Annotated in this window: 10 protein-coding genes; 5 read left to right on the top strand and 5 right to left on the bottom strand. The window is 38.6% G+C overall.

Going from position 1 to position 18902, the window contains the following annotated elements; translation table 11 throughout:
* Positions 1 to 264: 264 nt before the first annotated feature.
* Both IQ244_RS07315 and IQ244_RS07310 read left to right on the top strand, forming a co-directional pair.
* Complete coding sequence (locus tag IQ244_RS07315) at positions 265 to 684, top strand: SH3 domain-containing protein (protein ID WP_416209763.1); 420 nt, start codon at positions 265 to 267, stop codon at positions 682 to 684.
* 93 nt (positions 685 to 777) lie between these two features.
* Entirely contained in the window at positions 778 to 1668 is an 891-nt protein-coding gene (locus tag IQ244_RS07310; protein ID WP_193891367.1) for a LysM peptidoglycan-binding domain-containing M23 family metallopeptidase, read from the top strand.
* Between the two features lie 34 nt (positions 1669 to 1702).
* On the opposite strand, the gene IQ244_RS07305 is transcribed toward IQ244_RS07310, so the two are convergent.
* The 3 genes from IQ244_RS07305 to shc all read right to left on the bottom strand — a co-directional run bounded on the left by IQ244_RS07305 (position 1703) and on the right by shc (position 6958).
* The gene (locus tag IQ244_RS07305) at positions 1703 to 2713 is read right to left on the bottom strand and encodes an isochorismatase (protein WP_193891363.1); all 1011 of its coding nucleotides are present in this window, start codon (positions 2711 to 2713) and stop codon (positions 1703 to 1705) included.
* A gap of 99 nt (positions 2714 to 2812) precedes the next feature.
* On the bottom strand, positions 2813 to 4828 hold the full coding sequence (locus IQ244_RS07300) for an ATP-binding protein (protein WP_193891360.1): 2016 nt from the start codon (positions 4826 to 4828) through the stop codon (positions 2813 to 2815).
* A gap of 222 nt (positions 4829 to 5050) precedes the next feature.
* On the bottom strand, positions 5051 to 6958 hold the full coding sequence (gene shc / locus IQ244_RS07295; protein WP_193891357.1) for a squalene--hopene cyclase: 1908 nt from the start codon (positions 6956 to 6958) through the stop codon (positions 5051 to 5053).
* Positions 6959 to 7085: 127 nt separating this feature from the next.
* On the opposite strand from shc, the gene IQ244_RS07290 reads away from it, so the two are divergent.
* From IQ244_RS07290 to IQ244_RS07280, 3 genes are all read left to right on the top strand, one after another.
* Complete coding sequence (locus IQ244_RS07290; RefSeq protein WP_193891355.1) at positions 7086 to 8246, top strand: glycosyltransferase; 1161 nt, start codon at positions 7086 to 7088, stop codon at positions 8244 to 8246.
* Positions 8247 to 8679: 433 nt separating this feature from the next.
* A complete protein-coding gene (locus IQ244_RS07285) occupies positions 8680 to 14178 on the top strand; it encodes an ATP-binding sensor histidine kinase (RefSeq protein WP_193891353.1) in 5499 nt (1832 codons plus the stop codon).
* 686 nt (positions 14179 to 14864) lie between these two features.
* Complete coding sequence (locus tag IQ244_RS07280; protein WP_193891351.1) at positions 14865 to 15215, top strand: STAS domain-containing protein; 351 nt, start codon at positions 14865 to 14867, stop codon at positions 15213 to 15215.
* A 200-nt stretch (positions 15216 to 15415) separates the two neighbouring features.
* Here the strand turns inward: IQ244_RS07280 and IQ244_RS07275 are convergent, their stop codons facing one another.
* Together IQ244_RS07275 and IQ244_RS07270 are read right to left on the bottom strand one after the other, a co-directional pair.
* The gene (locus tag IQ244_RS07275) at positions 15416 to 16123 is read right to left on the bottom strand and encodes a hypothetical protein (RefSeq protein ID WP_228058789.1); all 708 of its coding nucleotides are present in this window, start codon (positions 16121 to 16123) and stop codon (positions 15416 to 15418) included.
* Positions 16124 to 16185: 62 nt separating this feature from the next.
* Positions 16186 to 18639, bottom strand: coding sequence for a hypothetical protein (locus tag IQ244_RS07270; protein ID WP_193891347.1), 2454 nt, complete (start codon positions 18637 to 18639; stop codon positions 16186 to 16188).
* Positions 18640 to 18902 lie beyond the last annotated feature (263 nt).

Below are 18902 nucleotides of genomic sequence, written 5' to 3'. Positions count from 1 at the left end.
AAATTACTTGTGTAGTTAGGGAATAGGGAACAGGAAAAGACGTAACAGAGGTGTACTGAGTTTGTTCTCCAAATCAAATATGATTCCTATAAGTAATTTAATTGCTATAAATAAGGCAGATTTTTGAGTAAAAATAAAGCAAATATGAATAGAATGATAACTCATTACCTGCCAAAACTAGTAATTACATTAGGACTGACGAGTATAAGTGTATTTGTAAATACTGGCATCTGTGAGCAAATAGTTTTTGCAAAATCAGTTAATGTGAAAAAATGCGAAATTTCCGCTTATGTAACTGATCAAGATCCGCAAGGCTTAAATGTGCGGAATGGCGCAAGTTTGCGTCACAAAATTTTAGGACAAGTACCACTCAACGAAACAGTTCAGATTATTGCAACTGCAAAAAATTGGGTAAAAATTACGAATGCAAGTGCTGGTTTTTCGGGAACCGGATGGGTATCTGTAGAAAAGTTAGGCTTATCAAGTCGCGGTTATGGTACTAATGGTGTGAATCTTTACGCTAGTGCCAATCAGCAAAGCCTAAAAATACGTAAGGTTCCGGCTAATGCAACAATGAAATTATTAGGCTGTCAAGGAGATTGGGCGCAGGTAGAATATCAAGGTAGCAAAGGTTGGTTAGTGAAAGAAGATCAGTGCGGTGCAGCCTTAACAACTTGTTCATAATGCCGATGCAGCTTGGGCAAATGAAATATTAAGCCGACAGTCCAGAAATCCCCAACTAAAATTTAAAGTTAGGGATTCTCTTAACTTAGACTCATGACATTTTCTGCTCGTCTGCTTTTGCTTTGTAGCCTAGTCAGTACATTGGGACTAGCATTCACACTGCCAAACTTAGAAATAGCTCAGGCGCAAGCCGCCAACTGTCCGACTCCGGCGTTAAATCGCTTTCAGCGTCATAAGGTTTCTCGCGGCGAAACTTTAGAGAGCATAGCACAAAGCTACAATCTCGCTCCTGAAACACTGATTGTCATGAACCCAAATGTGAATAATGGTCGTGTGAGCGTGGGTAGTGAATTGCAAATACCCCCCTACAACGGCATTGTGGTGGAAGTGCCTAGCGGGCAAAATTGGCGGCAAATAGCAGCAAAATATAAAGTTCGTCCTGATGCACTATTTGAAATTAATGGTTGTCAACAAAACCCTAAAATTGTCTTTGTACCGGGGTTGAATTGGTTGCCAAATCCACCGCAAACGACATCTCTAATCCCAGCAAATTCAAATACACAAAGCCGTGCGTCTATCAGTGGCTATCCTTTGGAGAAATCTGCAACTGTGGGGTTAGGGTATGGTTGGCAAATTAATCCTAAGAATGGAGAGGTATTTTTTCACAGTGGTGTAGATTTGTTAGCCGCCGTGGGTAGTCCGGTAGAGGCGATCGCACCTGGTAATGTAGTATTTGCTCAAGAGCAAGGTAGTTATGGTCAATTGGTGATTATTAACCACAGTGGCGGACTGCAAAGCCGCTATGCTCATCTTGCTACTATCAAGGTGAAGGTTGGTCAACAAGTCAATACAGGCGATGTCTTAGGAACTGTGGGAACGACTGGCGAACCTTCTGCTAAACAAGCACATCTTCATTTTGAAATGCGTTCTAGTTCATCTCAAGGATGGGTGGCGCAAGATCCTAAGAGTTATTTGAAGAAGTGATTAACGCGGAGGAGCGCGGAGAGGAGGTTGTAGATTAGATGAAATCGGTTGTTTTAATAATGTGCATCCCAGCTTCGGCAAACCTCGAAAAAGCTGCGTCTGCTTGTTCTGTATAGTCGACAACCCCTGGAACAACAACCGGGGAAGTGGAATCTTCTAAGAGATAAACTTTTTTAGCAAGGGTAGCATCTACCTGTTTAATTTCTGTTAATAAATCGTCAATTGTCCAAGCAACACAATGACTTTTTGCTTGACCACCAATAATTACAATATCAAATTCTAAAAGTTGTTGGATTAGTTTTGTATTTTTGTGGGTGAGGGGATTTTGATCGTAACCAATCAAGACTTCTGGACGTAATATGGAATAATTTTCTGTTAAGGCATTCTCACCCTTAAGTTCAAATTGAGTTGAACTTTGACGGGCAATACAATGAAAAAATATTGCTTCTTCTACAGCAGAAACTAAAGCATGACCAATTCCACCTAACATAGAATGATAAGGCCAAACAATCAGCGGATATTTACCATTTTGACTTAGCTGATTGACGTAGTGGTAGGCGTGTTTTTCTAATAATTCGTAGTCGCCATTGGTAATGCTGGCAACTGCGGGGTTCACTTGCCAAATACCTTGGTCAATATCTGCTGGAGTAATATTAGTGGCGGCTGGTATGGGGTGTTTTCCTTCAGCATTCACCCAAAAAATCGGGTGAAAAATTTGCATTGCTGTATGTGTATCGAGGGTGGGAATAATTGCGGTGATTTTGCCTAAGTTGCGATAAATAAATTCACATAATCTTTGATTATCCTCTACAGCAGCATTGCCAGATTGTCCGCCAACAAACAATTCAAATCCTGGAATACAAAATGTATTTTGGACATCAATTAACAGTAGACAAATGCGAGTTTGATCTGAAGCTGATGGTGAAATATGGTGTTGTTTTGCCCAGGTTTCGGCTGTATCTGCACATTCTTGGTAGGGTACACGCCAGACTTCGCCGACTTTGTTGGGATTGAAGTGTGGAGGAATGGGTAGTTTGCTATTCATAGTTTAGCTACTGGTAGTTGCGATCGCATTTCTGCTGCTTTGATAGCTGAATATTGTCAGAAAGTCAATGCTTTTAACTAACCAAGCAATCAAAGAGAATTAAGATACTGCTATTGGCAAGGTGAAATAAAATGTGCTGCCTTCGCCAAGGGTACTATTTACCCAAATACTACCACCATGCTGTTGAATAATACTTTGGCAAATTGCCAAGCCGAGACCTGTTCCGCCTTTTGCACGAGCGTCAGAGACATCAACCTGTTCAAAGCGTTCAAATATTGTTTCTAGTTTATCGGCGGGAATACCTCTACCTTGGTCTTGGACTTGAAATAGTACCCAGTCGGCTTGGGGTTGAGCAGATAAAGTAATTACTGAGTTGTGAGGAGAAAATTTGATCGCATTACTCAGTAAGTTGGTGAGGGTTTGGATAATTAAATCAGGATCAGCCCAGACACAAGTAGTGGTAGGAATCATAGAAATTGTGATGGCGGCGGTGAAGATGATGGGTTGTACTTGTTCTACGGCGCGGTAAATTAAATCTGTGGCATTGCAGACTTCTTTAACCAGTTGTACTCGCCCGGAAGATAAGCGTTCTAAATCGAGAATATCATTGACCAACCTTACCAGGCGATCGCTATTTGTGGAAGCCTGCTGAATCATCCGTTTGGCTTTTTCTGGTTTGTTGTCGTAAATTCCTGTATTCAATAGCCCTAAAAATCCTTGGATAGCTGTGAGTGGAGTCCGCAATTCATGGCTGACAATGGAAATGAATTCATTTTTTATTTGTTCAATAGCTTGCTGTTCAGTGATATCTTGAATTTGCAGCACATAGTAAAGTGGTTGATTTTGGAAATCTTGTACCAACGATAAACTAGTTAGACCCCAAGTAACGCGTCCACCATTGCACAAGTAACGCAACTGAACTTGAACACTGCGATTTTTGTTGTTCAAAACTTGCTCTATACTTTGTCTTAGCTGATCAACATCTTCTGAGTGAACTAATGCAAATAAGCTCAAACTGAAAAACTCTAATTCAGAATAACCCAGCATTTCACCTAACACCGGATTGATTTGTAGCCAGCGTTGATCTATTCCTAGTAAAGCCATACCAATAGGAGCATCATAAAACGCATGGCGAAACCTTTCTTCACTCTCACGCAAAGCTAACTCGGCTTGTTTGAGGTCGGTAATATCTAATAATACTCCATACCAAGCAATTTCTCCATTTTCTCGGCGTTCTGGGCGGGAATTAGCGCGTACCCACTTCATCTTGCCAGAGGGGGTAATAATCCGCCATTCGTGAGCAAATGCTTGTAGGGTTTTGAGACTTTGAGAAGTTAGCTGATTGTAAAGAAGCAAATCATCAGGATGTACTTGCTGATAAGTGAGTAAAGCATCAGTTAAAACTTCTTGAGGTTCTAATTCCTGAATTTCGCGTACCCCGGAACTGATATATTCATAACGCATTTCATTTTTATTTGGGTAATAAGCCAAAATGTAAATCTGCGCGGGTGAAGCTGCGGCAATTTTTTGAAAGCGAGCTTCACTTTGTAACAAGGCTGCTTGTGCAAGTTTGCGATCATCAATTTCTTGTTGTAATTGCTGGTTAACTTTTACTAATTGAGCCGTTCTGTCTTGTACACGCTCCTCCAATTCTTCTTGTAGTCGCCGGAGTTGGTTCTCAACTTCTAAGCGTTCTGTAATTTGTGCTTGTAATGCCCAGTTTGCTTCTCTTAATTCCAGCGGACTTGGTAGTGCTAATGCTTGCGGTACTAACGGTACAAGCTCCATCGCTGTAAACAATGAAACTATAGCTGTTGCTGCTTTTAAGATACCTGATAGCCAATAGGTAGGATGCCATAGTGTCCAAATTTCGGCAATGTGGGTTGTGCCACAGAAAATAATAAAAGCAGCAAATAATAGAAATATTTGCGAAAAAGGTAAATCTTGCCGTTTGCGAACAAAGTAAAATAACGTTATGGGAATCGAATAGTAAGCCAGCGCAATCATGCCATCAGAAATTATATGCAACCAAACTAACCCAGGCTGCCACAGGTAACAGTGACCATGTGGAATAAATGCGCGATCGCTAAATAAATTCACTATAAAATCTTGCATACCACCCAACACTAAGCAAGAAAAAATTCAACTTTGACAAGAATCAGCCTCTTATATGAATCAGATTATCAACTTTTAAACAGATAAAATTATTATGTTACTTTCTTTGCTTCTGCGTAAAAGTAAAATTTTTGTGCAAGAGATCTATTGTGTATTTTTAGGTGAAATAAAAACCACAGATGAATATTCATCTGTGGTTTAATTTTGGAGGAAAATCTGGTTTTATTTGATGTTTTGATATCTTCCTAACGCAATTAACGGGAAATATTGCTGATACATATGATATTTGAGATAAAAATGACAGGGGAAGCCAGTCCCAGTAAAGTCGGCTTCAAACCAAGTACCGTCTGATTTTTGTGTTGATACTAGATAATTAATCCCGCATTCAATTGCTGACATTGCAAAATTACCAGTCGCTTCACCTGCGGCGATTAATCCAATTACAGCCCAAGCAGTTTGCGATGCGGTGCTGCGTCCTTGTCCTTTGAGGCTAGGATCGTTATAACTGCGACAAGTTTCACCCCAACCGCCATCAGAATTTTGACATCCAACTAACCAAGCTGCGCCTTTGTCTATATTGGGCTGATATTTTTGCGGGTTAATTAAAGCTAAGGCTGAGAGAACGCCGCTAGTACCGTAGATGTAATTTACGCCCCAACGCCCAAACCAACAACCTTCTTGTTCTTGTTCAGCTAAAAGATAGGTAAGGGCGCGTTCTAGGTTGCGAGAATCAATAGATAAGTCACAAGCACCCAACATTTCTAATACTCTGGCGGTGACATCAGCGGTGTTGGGGTCAATCATCGCTTTTAAATCGCCGTAGGGGATAGCATTCAGCCACTCTTGATCATTATCTAAATCAAAAGCAGCCCAACCACCTGGGCGACATTGCATAGATGCAACCCAATTTAAAGCACGGGCGATCGCAGCTTGTTTTAAACTTTCATTAGGCAGTTTGGCCAGGTGCAAAGCCATCACCACTACTGCTGTGTCATCCACATCGGGATAAAAGCGGTTGTCAAATTCAAACGCCCAAGCACCCGGCTTTCCTTGGCGATTTTTGACCGTCCAATCACCATAATCAAGGATTTGCTTTTGTAGTAACCATTCTCCGGCTTTGACAATGGCGGGATGATCAGGCGCTACACCAGAATCGATCAACCCTCGTATTACCCAAGCTGTATCCCACACAGGCGACACACAAGGTTGAATACAGTAGTTTTCTTCGGTTTCTATGGCAAAGTTATCGATTGCTTGAATTCCCCGTTCGACAATGGGGTCACTTTGGCTGTAACCCAAGCACTTCAACGCCAGCATAGAATTGAGCATCGCCGGAATAATCCCGCCCCAGTCACCTGTAACTTCTTGGCGTTCTAAAATCCACTTTTCGGCGGCTTTAATTCCTTCTTGGCGGAAGGGAACTAAATTCAAGCTTTCAGCTAATTTAAAACCTTGATCTAATGTCAAGAATAAATCAGTCCAATCACCTTGGCGGGGTAATTCATACTGGACTTGATTTAAACCCTCAGCGTATAACTCATCTAAATTAATTGCTTGGTCAAGTTGATAAATAGGTTTACTGTCACACACAATTAACAGCGGTACAGTGCTAGAACGCGCCCAGCTAGACATTTCGTAAATGTTGACGGGGAAAGCTGGCGGTAACAGCATAATCCACGGCGGGAGAGAAGGAATACCACGCCAGCTGTAACAGCCAATCAAGGCTAGATGTAATTTGGTAAAAATGCGAGTTTTACTAATACCGCCCCGTTGGAGAATAAATTCTCGCGCCCGGATTAAAGCTGGGTCGGTTGCTGGTACACCCAACAGCCGCAGCGCCATATATGCTTCTACGGAAGTGCTAAGTTCGCCACCATCATCATAAAATAGTTCCCAGCCGCCATGCTGCCGTTGCTGAGAACGCAAGTAGTTCTCAATTTTATGTAATGGGCGAGTTTTATCTGTTCCCCAAATTTTATGTAGCAGAACAACTTCCGCCGTAATGGTGACGTTAGATTCTAACTCCGCCCACCAATAGCCTGCGGGATATTGCATCGACAGCAGATATGCTTGGCTGGCTGCGATCGCATCTGCAACTTGATTGACTTGTACCCTGTCTTGTGTTTGCATTAAATCCTACTCAAACTCAACACCACTCAACATTTAGTTTTAAACACGGCAATACGGAGAAAAAATTTTTTCCCATAATCAGCAGACATAGTATTCTGTCTGAGACACTGAGAATTTGCAAGAGGTTATGGTGGCAATTGTACTAGGGTTGATGGTTTTATCCTTAATAATTTGGTTAGGATTACTGAGTTTGCGGGGACAGTTTTGGCGCTTAGATCAGCAGTTAGAACTCACAGATTATCAGCTAGAATCTTTACCTAAAGTATGTGCTGTGATTCCCGCCCGGAATGAAGCGGATGTTTTGCCTATTAGTTTGCGATCGCTCTTACTGCAAAATTATGATGATACTTTGCATATATTTTTAGTAGACGATCGCAGTACAGATGGCACATCTGGCTGTGCGGAAGGAGTCGCCCACGCTGTAGATAAACCCCAGCAATTGCAAATTATCTCTGGTGAACCTTTACCGCCTGGGTGGTCTGGTAAATTATGGGCAGTGGAACAAGGTATTCAACAAGCAAAAATACTCGTCCCTGACTATTTTTTACTAACCGATGCAGATATTGAACATGATGTCAATAATCTACGGCGACTTGTTGCCAAAGCTGAACAAGAAAATTTAGACTTGGTTTCTGTGATGGTGCGGTTGCGCTGTGATAGTCCTTGGGAAAAATTGTTAATTCCCGCCTTCGTCTTCTTCTTCCAAAAACTTTATCCTTTCCGCTGGGTGAATCATCCCCAAAACCCCACGGCGGCGGCTGCTGGTGGTAGTATTTTAATTCGGCGCACAGCCTTAGAAAGAATTGGTGGTATTTCCAGTATTCGCCAAGCCTTGATTGATGATTGTTCTTTAGCTAAGGCTGTGAAATCAACTCAAGGACGTATCTGGTTAGGGTTAAGTAGCTTAACTCGTAGTTTGCGTCCTTACAATTCTCTAGAAACAATTTGGGGTATGGTGGCGCGGACTGCTTATACTCAATTAAATTATTCACCTGTGTTACTACTGGGAACAGTGGTGGCGATGACCTTGATTTATCTGGTTCCACCTTTGGGTGTGATTATAGGTGTAATTTTGGGTAATTGGATAATTGCCCTGACAGGTTTAGCTACATGGTTATTGATGGCATTAGCGTACTTGCCGATTATCCGCTTTTATCAATGCTCACCTTTATTAGCTTTTAGTTTACCGGCGATCGCCTTTCTCTACACTTTAATGACAATAGATTCAGCTATCCGCCATTGGCAAGGACGTGGTGGTGCATGGAAAGGACGAGTGTATCCTGGTTAAATGTGCAATCTTGTCACTTTTTTATAACTTCTCGAAAGCCTGTGAAATGTTAATTCCAGGGATAAAGCTGAACAATTTATTTGTCCAAATTAATAAACTGAATTTATCTAGAAATTTCTTCTGGAAACAAAACCTATACAATTTTGGATATTAAATTTAGGTGACACGGAATAATTCTGTTTCTTGGAAAAAATTATTGCAGCTAGTCTTGGGTTATTCCTGAAATATACGCAAAAATTTTTGTATTAGAAAACACGTTTATTTCTAGGAAAAATGTGAGCAAAATTCTTGAGTAATTGGCGCTTAATGATTATCTATATAGAGATTGGCGTGATTGACAGTTGTTGATTAATGACTGTAACTCTTTTTGCATGACTGATAAATATTTTGTGCGTATGGGAATACTAAATCAGGATATTTAAGATTTTGTATTATGCACAGTATTCCCGGACATCGGTTGGGTAAAGAAATTTACAATGGTTCTAAAACGTTGGTTTGTCAGGCTGTTCGAGAGATTGATTCTTTATCTGTAGTTATTAAACTGCTGAAAAATCCTTATCCTAGCTTTAGCGAACTAGTGCAGTTTCGGAATCAATACACCATCGCTAAAAATCTCAACTATCCCGAAATCATTCAAACTTACAGCCTGGAAAGCTATCAAAATGGCTATGCGTTGGTGATGGAAGATTTTGGAGGGGTTTCACTTCAGGAATGGAGAGTAGGGGTAGGTGAAGAATTTCTGAGGGAATTTTTACATATAGCGATCGCTCTGTGTAATTGCTTAGATATACTTTACCGAGAGCGGATTATTCATAAAGATATTAAACCCAGTAACATTTTAATTAATCTCGTAACCAAACAACTTAAATTAATTGACTTTAGCATTGCCTCGTTGTTAGCGCGAGAAACTCATACTATCCTAAACCCTAATGTTTTAGAAGGTACGCTGGCTTACATTTCACCAGAACAAACAGGGAGAATGAACCGGGGAATTGACTACCGGACTGATTTTTATTCTTTAGGTGTGACATTTTACGAATTACTCACAGGAAAACTCCCTTTTTACTCAAATGATGCAATGGATTTGTTGCATTGTCATATTGCCAAAGTTGCACCTTTAGTACATGAAATTAATCCCCAAGTCCCGGCTGTACTTTCAGAAATCGTCAACAAATTGATGGCGAAAAATGCCGAAGACCGCTATCAAAGTGCATTAGGACTAAAAACCGATTTACAAAATTGTTTAAATCAACTTCAGTCAACAGGTCAAATTCAGAGTTTCCCAATTGCTCAAAGGGATATTTGCGATCGCTTTATTATTCCTGATAAACTCTATGGCCGAGAATTAGAAATAACAAAGCTTCTAAAAGCATTTGACAGAGTTAGTACTGGCGCAACAGAAATGGTCTTGGTTGCTGGGTTTTCTGGTATTGGTAAAACCGCAGTTGTCAATGAAGTGCATAAACCAATTGTGCGCCAACGTGGTTATTTTATCAAAGGTAAATATGACCAATTTCAACGAAATATTCCTTTTAGTGCCTTTGTCCAAGCATTTAGAGATTTAATGGGGCAATTGTTAACCGAAAGTGATGTACAGATTCAGCAATGGAAAAACAAAATATTAGATGCTGTTGGTGAAAACGGACAGGTAATTATTGAAGTTATCCCCGAATTAGCCAGAATTATTGGTGAACAACCAGCAGCAATAGAACTATTGGGAACAGCAGCCCAAAATCGCTTTAATTTATTATTTCAAAAATTTACTCAAGTTTTTACAAGTCCAGAACATCCCTTAGTCATATTTTTAGATGATTTGCAATGGGCAGATTCAGCATCATTAAAGTTAATGCAAATATTAATGGCTGATACCAGCTATCTTTTATTGATTGGTGCTTACCGCGATAACGAAGTTCATCCAGGACATCGCTTGATGTTGACTTTAAAGGAAATTCAAGAAAAACAAGTCCTGATTAATACAATTACTTTAGCCGCATTGAGTCAGGAAACAATCAATCAATTAGTAGCTGATACTCTAAAATGCCCTGAAACTTTCGACTGTCATCTTTCTCACTTAATATATCAAAAAACTCAAGGAAATCCATTTTTTACTACACAATTTATCAAAGCATTATATCAAGAAGATTTACTGAGATTTAATCTAGAGATAGGCTGCTGGCAATGTGATCTTGCACAAGTCACAACTCAAGCGGTTACAGATGATGTTGTAACTTTTATGAATTTACAGTTGCGAAAATTGCCATCATCTACTCAACGAGTCTTACAGTTAGCTGCTTGTATTGGCAATTCTTTTGATTTAGAAACCTTAGCAATTGTTTCTGAACAATCAGAAATTGAGACGGCAGCTACATTGTGGAGAGCATTACAAGAAGGGTTGATTATACCAATTAATAATATTTATAAATATTATCAGCAAGAGTCATTGGTCAATGTTCCTTTGTCATTAGAAAACAGTCAACAAAGAATAAATGACGAAGAACAAATGACAGTTACTTATAAATTTTTACATGACCGAGTACAGCAAGCAGCCTATTGCCTAATTCCTGATAATCAAAAACAGGCGACTCACTTGCAAATTGGTAAATTACTCCAAGAACAATTCTCAGAACAGGAGCAAGAAGAAAAGCTATTTGATATTGTTGGGCATTTGAATCAAGGGCTGGCATTAATTACCCAAAAAAGCGATCGCCAAACACTAGCCCAACTTAACTTAAAAGCTGGTGCCAAAGCCAAAACAGCCACGGCTTATGCCGCTGCCACAGCTTATTTACAAACGGCGATCGCTCTTTTGGAGTCAGACTGCTGGCAAACACAGTATGAATTAACCTTAAATCTGTATGTGGCAGCGGCCGAAGCCTGTTATTTGCATGGTGATTTTGACAACATGGAACAGTTTGCCGCCTTTGTATTGCAGCAAGCCAAAACCATTCTTGACAAAGTGAAAATCTATGAAATTCAAATTGCCGCCCAAACTTCTAGAAGCCAAATGTTAGCGGCGATCGCTGTCGGTAGAGAAGCTTTATGGCAATTGGGAGTAGAATTTCCCACGGAACTAGACGAAATTCAGATAGGCAAAGCCTTAGAAGAATTAAACCAGCAACTAAGCGGTAGAGAAATTGCCGAACTCATTGATTTACCCCTCATGAGTGAACCCACAGCCCAAGCCGCAATGCAACTGTTAGGGATGTTGTTTGCACCAGTATTTTTAGGCAATCCAGGGTTATTACCTTTGTTGGGTGCAACGATGGTGCGGTTGTCGCTAGAGTTTGGCAATGCTCCCGCCTCGACAGTCGGATATGTGACTCAGGGTGTGGTGCTTTGTGCCTTTTTGGGTGAAGTTGAAACAGGCTACGAGTTTGGGAAATTATCCCTCTCTCTCCTAGAGAAGTTAAATGCTCAAAGCTGGAAATGCTGCACTCTCACACTGTTTGGATGTTTCATTCAACATCGCCGACAAGCACCTTTACCAACTTTTGCCACACTCAAAGAAGCCTACAGAACTGGGTTGGAAACTGGTGATTTTCTTTATGCTGGCTACAGTATAGTAATTTACGCCTTTACCTCGCTGTTCACGGGTGTAGATCTGGAAAAATTGATGCTGGAATTTCCTGCTTACCGTCATGTCTTGGCTCAAGTGAAACAAGATTCAGCGCATATTTATTTGGATATGATGCAGCAAACAATTGAGCAATTGAAAGAAAAAGTCAGTCAACCAGATCGCTTAATTGGCACAGTCTATGACGAGACGACGATGCTGCCCAAGCACCAACAGGATAATGATCTCACGGGGATTGCTTTTGTTTATATCTATAAACTACTGCTTGCCTACTCTTATGGTAATTATTCGACTGCTCTCGACTACATTACCCAAGCCAAACCCTATTTAATGGCATTATCAGGACTGGTTCATGTTCCTATCTTCCATTTTTATGCTGCCCTCACCCACCTCGCACTTGTTTCCACAGAACCAGGTGTAATTCTGGATGAGATAGAAACCCATCAAAAAACTCTGTACCAGTGGGCGCAATCTGCGCCGATGAATCATTTGCATAAATGGCATTTAGTGGAAGCCGAAAAGTGTCGAGTTTTCGGGAAAAAATTAGCAGCAATAGAACATTATGATCACGCTATCTCCCTTGCCAAAGATCATCACTTTCTCAACGAAGAAGCCTTAGCCAACGAACTTGCTGCTAAATTCTACCTGAGTTGGGGCAAACCAAAAATTGCTCAAATTTACATGATTGAGGCCTATTACTGTTATGTGCGTTGGGGAGCCAAAGGTAAAATCATCGATTTAGAAACTCGCTATCCCCTACTACTGGTTGCAATTTTACACAAACAGCAGGTATCTGTATCTTTGAAACCCACAGAAACAATAATTTCAACTTCCTTTGAGACAGTGGATAGTTCCAGTTTCACGCCAGTAAACCTGTCAAAAAGTCTTGATTTAGCTGGTATTTTCCAAGTTTCGCAATCGCTATCCAGTGAAATTGAGTTAGAAAAATTACTCTCCATCTTACTAGAAGTCATACTCAAAAATGCCGGAGCCGATAAATGTGCATTACTCATGCCAAAAGGCAATTCCTGGTTCATTGAAGCACTTTGCCAACTGGAACAACCTACCATTGTTTTGCGATCGCTACCCTTTGAAGATCACAAAACAGTACCTGTGAGGCTGATCAATCAGGTAAAAAATACCTTGTCCTTAGCTGTAATTGAGAATGCAGCTACCGAAGCAAGTCTTGTGGCTGATCCTTATATATTGCAATATTCACCCAAGAGTCTTTTGTGTGCGCCAATTCTCACTCAAGGTAAACTGATTGGCATTTTATATTTAGAAAATAACCTGACAGTGGGAGCATTTACCCGCGATCGCCTAGAGGTTTTGCATTTATTAATTTCCCAAGCTGCCATCTCCCTAGAAAATGCTCGGTTGTACGCTCAATTAGAAGATAGAGTCAAAGAACGCACCCAAGAATTGAATCAAAAAAATGAACAACTGCAAACAACCTTAAAAGAATTACATCGCACCCAAACACAAATGGTACAAAGTGAAAAAATGTCAGCGTTGGGACAATTGGTAGCTGGCATTGCCCACGAAATTAACAACCCCATCACCTTTATACATGGCAACCTGAACTATATTCATACATATACACAAGATTTATTGCAGATATTAAATGCCTATCAATTCCACTATCCTCATCCCCCAGAATCTCTACAAGCATCAATAGAAAATGTAGAATTTAACTTCTTAAAAGACGATTTAACTAATATTCTGAAATCGATGAATATGGGTTCCGAGCGAATTCGACAAATGGTTGTATCTTTACGCAACTTCTCTCGTTTGGATGAATCAGAGTATAAAGCTGTGAATCTGCATGAAGGATTGGACAATACCTTAATTATGTTGCAATATCGACTGCAAGCACAGGCTGAACGTCCAGCAATTGAAATTATCAAAGAATATGGTGAGCTACCATTAATAGAATGTTACGCTAGAGAAATTAATCAGGTATTTCTCAATGTGATTGTAAATGCGATCGATGCCTTAGAACAAAGTAATCAGGGGCGAAGCTTCCAAGAAATTACTGCTAACCCAAACCAAATTCATATTCGTACTCTCAAGACAAAACAAAAACAAGTACAGATTATTATTGCTGATAACGGAATCGGTATTCCCGAAGAGATCCAATCTCGCTTATTCGATCCTTTTTTCACCACTAAACCAGTAGGTAAGGGAACAGGTTTAGGGTTATCAATTAGTCATCAAGTTATCACTGAGAAACATAGCGGTTCAATTAACATTAACTCTGTACTAGGTCAAGGAACAGAATTTATTATCACTGTACCTATCAAGACAAATTTAGATTCTCTCCACACCGAGGGGAATAATCTAACAGAAAAGCAGTAGCTTCAAACATTAGTGCCGTATCAGAATCATCCACTAAAAGCTACTATACAAACTAAGTCCACTGAGGTTAACTAAGAAAAAATCAATGGTTTTAACCTTAACCCACGGAGATGGGTTTTGACTCTGTAGCTGCGACTTCCAGTAAATATTAAGTAGGGTGTGTTACAGCTATACAAGGATTTTGGAACTTAAGAGGGTGAGAATTAGCCTTAACGCACCATCTTTCTCGGTGCTTTAAGCGTTGCTAAAACGCACCCGACAATTTAAGGTTTACTTTATAAATCATCTTTTATAGTTTATTACTGCATTAATAAAGAATTAGCAAAAAAAACCTTAAGTAGGGACGTTTAATATCCTATTGCGATATAAAGTATTTACCCAGAAAAAAGTAGCTACAACATAAATAGGTTGTCCAAAATTTATCAAGTGAATTGCTTTTATTACATGACTTGAATCAAAGGCTTGATATAAATGACAATTCACCAAATGAATATAAAAGTGCGTTTAACTGATTGCTTCCACTTAAAAATACGAGGCAATTAGAAATTGCTGCTACACAAACACAGTCCGTACAGGGAAGTTTTGTTTGTCTGGCCTCCTCAGAAATATTGCAATATTTACAGCGATAATTTACTCCAATAGAATTGGTCTATTCACAATTTACATAAAGGTATAGTAATTAATTTATGAATAATAAACTTAGACTAACAATAATTGAACCATCAGGTATTTTAGATAAAATTAGAGGCAATCAATTGCAAAGTGAAATTACTACCCTTATAAACAATGGTACAAATGTTGTGTTGATTGATATGAAAGGAATTAAGTTCATAGATAGTTCTGGTTTAGGTTTTTTAATGTCGATAATGCAAATGGCACAAAAGGCTAACGCCAAGTTATTTATTTGCTTTATTAATGATCAAGTTAAAATGTTATTGGCATTAACTAAGGTAGATAAATTTTTTCAAATTTTTATTGATCAGGATGAGTGTAAAAACTATATCCTCACTACTCTATCTCGGATTACGCCTAAGTAAGAAAAAATAATTTTTTACCCGGTGATATGAGACGTTATTTATCAAGTTTTTTGTTGCTTTAAGCAAGCTAAGACTAACTCCGAAAACGAAAAATCAAGGATTTCGGGAAGGTTGAAGGGTTTTGGATATATACACATGCCCCTACACCCAATCTCCAAAAAAAATCTTTGTGCGTAAGTCCTGTTATTATTTACTGCACTCTACACTGATTTTTCCTGTTCCCCAACTTTTAACGAAGGGCGTAGCCAGAAATATATAATCAGTCCCCAAAATGGGACAAGACGAACTACCCATAGCACTTTTTCATTATGCCATTGACGACGTGCCATATCATCTTTAACTAGCCATGATTGAAACAACCAAAATACAATCAAATCCGTTAAAAATGAATATGCTAATCGGTCACTGAAGAATAAATCTAATAAAGCTTTCCAGCGAACTGCAAAATCACCGTATTCAGGACGGGCGAATACACCCCAACCCAATGAAATAACAAAAACCACAGCCAAAACTGAAGGTAAAATTCGGCTTTCTCCGATTTTTTCAATAAATGTCAAAGAATTTGTCGGTACTTGCTGATTCGATTGTCGCAATCCCAACCAAGGAAGAAAAAATAAATTGGTAAGAAATGCTGTGCCAATTAAAAATGTTATGATCGAAAACCGCTGATTGCGACCATCAATCACAAAGCCCCAAAATAATATTCCCCAAGTCACTACAATATTAAATACTCCCTCTAGCGCTGGATTATTAACTGGTGCTGCACTAGGAAAGATGATTGGTAGTAATAGCCAAAAATTTAAACTCAAACTGAAGATTTCTGCGAATGTTTGAGATGTGATATGCAATAGTGATGAACCTGGAGGTAAATCACTTAATAATAAATAAGCAACATAAACGAACCACACACTCCATATAAATATTCGTGATAAGTTTACTGATATATCTTTAGAAAAAAATTCTCTCAACATTACGTTGTATATCTAGGTTTACTAATAACTTTTATCCCTAAAATTTTTAAAGTTTCATGATTATGGCTGATTGTCAGTGAGGTTAACTCTTGACTCAACAAATAAAAGCTACCTATAATACTAACGAAAGTAGACATTCCCTGCTTTGCTTTATTCAGTATTATTCTCGCATTTTTTTGATTATTTACGCCCTTAAGTATCAAAATACCAGCAAAATTGAAGCTGCCCGATATGATTAATTGAGTACTATTAATACTAGCAGTAATATCAGCAAAGGTATAACCGAGAAACTTGAGATTACCAGCAAGACTAGCAGAATTATCAATATTACCATCAGTTTTTTTCAGCAGAGTAACTGTAGCGCCATTGAAAGCTAAAATCCCAAAATCAAAATTACTACTAGCTTGTAAACCACTTTCACTAAGGCTAATACCTGACGCAGTAAATTTTTTTCCTAAAAGAGTCACATCACCTAAACCAAAAAGCTTTCGATTCATTAAGTCAAGCTGAAAATTAGGCACGCTTAAGTTCAGAACATTGCCTAAATTAATCACTGCATTATTAATTGCCACGTTCTGAGTATTCAAAGATAAAGTTCCGCCGCCTAAAGATTGATTAAAAGCAACAATATTTGCTGTCCCTGTGGCACTTTTGTTTATCAAGTCAATGGTAAGGCTGGGAATAGTCAAATTCAAGAAATTTGCTAAACCTAGATAAACGTTATTCAGGTTAATATGATTTTTGCTAACATCAAAGGTAATTCCTACTAAGGTGTTACCCAAAAGTGAAATTGTGCCTGCGCCACTTCCGCTGCCAGATTTTAGATCAATACTGAGGGCATCAACATCAATACTCAACAAATTAGCTAAACTGATGTCAAAATTTTTGAAGGTAGCATTATTAGAGGTAATAATAAATTCAACATTAGCAATTTCTTGGTCAAAAATCTCTAGATAACCATCCCCTTGCAGATACTGATCATTGGGTGTTACTTTGAGGGCTATATCTAAACTATCATCATCTGTTCCTTTGATTTTGAGAAATCCTAAATCTATTTCTGGAACTTTTAAGAACCCAACAATATTCTGGAAAGTTTTGTCACCTTGAAGACTTAGAATAGCCTCATGTCCCCAAGCATGAACTTTGCCATTAATTTCTAACCCTTCTGATATTGCTTGACCCGCAATTGTTGTTGGAAAAGGAACATACTTAATTAAAGGATTAAGTTGTCCATCGCCATCAATTAGTTCAATGTTTAATGTCAGGAATTTTTCTAAAAAACCTAATGCTTGATTAACTAAATTAATTGAATAACCTACTTGTTTGTTGATAAAAGATGTGACTGGCCCACGCCACAAGTCTATTAAGCTGACTGGTTGTCTGGGGTTTAAAATTAAAGCTAATCTTTCAGGATCATTGGTATCCATGAGAAATGCTACTTCAAGGTCGGCTTTTTCCCATTTCAAATCACCAATAAAGCCGAAATTATCAAAATAAGGAGGTAAATAAGTTCCTCCTCCTTGAAATCTGATATTACGAAGTTCAGTTCCAACTAAACCGTAGGGATTACACCAAGGTTTTTCACTTTGTTGGCTGAAGAAGGCGGTCAAAGATTCTGGTTCGAGGGAGAGATTACCAGATAGCAATAGTTGAGGTTCTTGTTCTTGGCTGGTATCATAGCCTTCAAGAATGAGGTTTCCCGTTAATCCAAAATTTGGTTCTAAATTACTACCAATATTTAAATTGATGAGCAAATTATTAAAAGTAGCTTTAAATTGCTGCTGGCAGAATAATTGAATATCGCCGGCAATATTACTGGTTAAGCTAACTTGTCCCGCCGGGTTAAAGCTGATCATCGCTGCGAAGCGAGTCATTTTTAAATTTTGCTGAATAAAGCTACTGAAATTTGCCGGAAAATTTTTGAAATCAATATCTCCGATAAAATTAAATCCTCTACTTAAGTTAATGCACCCCAATTTTGGATGTGTATAACAATAACCTGTATCCGTGAGAATTAATTCTGAATTTTTGAGTTTTAAATCATGGAAAATAGGTAATTCACTTGGTAAGAAATTAAAAGCAAAATTTTTAATTAATTTATATTTTAATGTTGTTGGTTGACCAAAAATCAATTCGATTTTTTGCTTGTTTAGTAAGCCTGTAATTCTGAACTCAGGTTCTTGAAGATTTTGAGATAATATATATTTTGGTGCAGATATTCTGATTTCATTACTGCCAAATATTTCAGTGATAATTTTAGCGATCGCCGCATTCATGTATGAGACTTTACTATGAATATTAAAAACTTTCTCTAAATTTATATCTAAATAATTATCCACATCTAAATCTGTTTCTGAACCTGAAATAGCTAGATTTAGAGAATCTAAAGACTGAAGTTTTAATTTGATATTCTCAGGGAGAATAGTTCGTGATAAATCAAGGCTTTTAGGCATAAATAAATTATTGTAAATGTGTTTTATAGCGTTTTTTAGTTTAGTGAACTCAGAAGTTGGGTTTTATCTATTTCTACCCACTTTGTGCTTACTAGCGAAGTATAACAAGAAAGAATTAACTGCTGATCTAATACCATTTCACTTTATGGATGATGCAAATACAGGTGTAGGGGCAAACAGCCGTTTGCCCCTACGAGTTCTTGTATGTGTATCAAGATTTTGGTGAATTGGTATAAGAAGATAAACACAGACGAACACAGATA

The organism is Nostoc sp. LEGE 06077 (genome assembly GCF_015207705.1).
Taxonomy (GTDB): Bacteria; Cyanobacteriota; Cyanobacteriia; order Cyanobacteriales; family Nostocaceae; genus Nostoc_B.
This window is presented reverse-complemented; position numbering and strand designations above follow the sequence as displayed.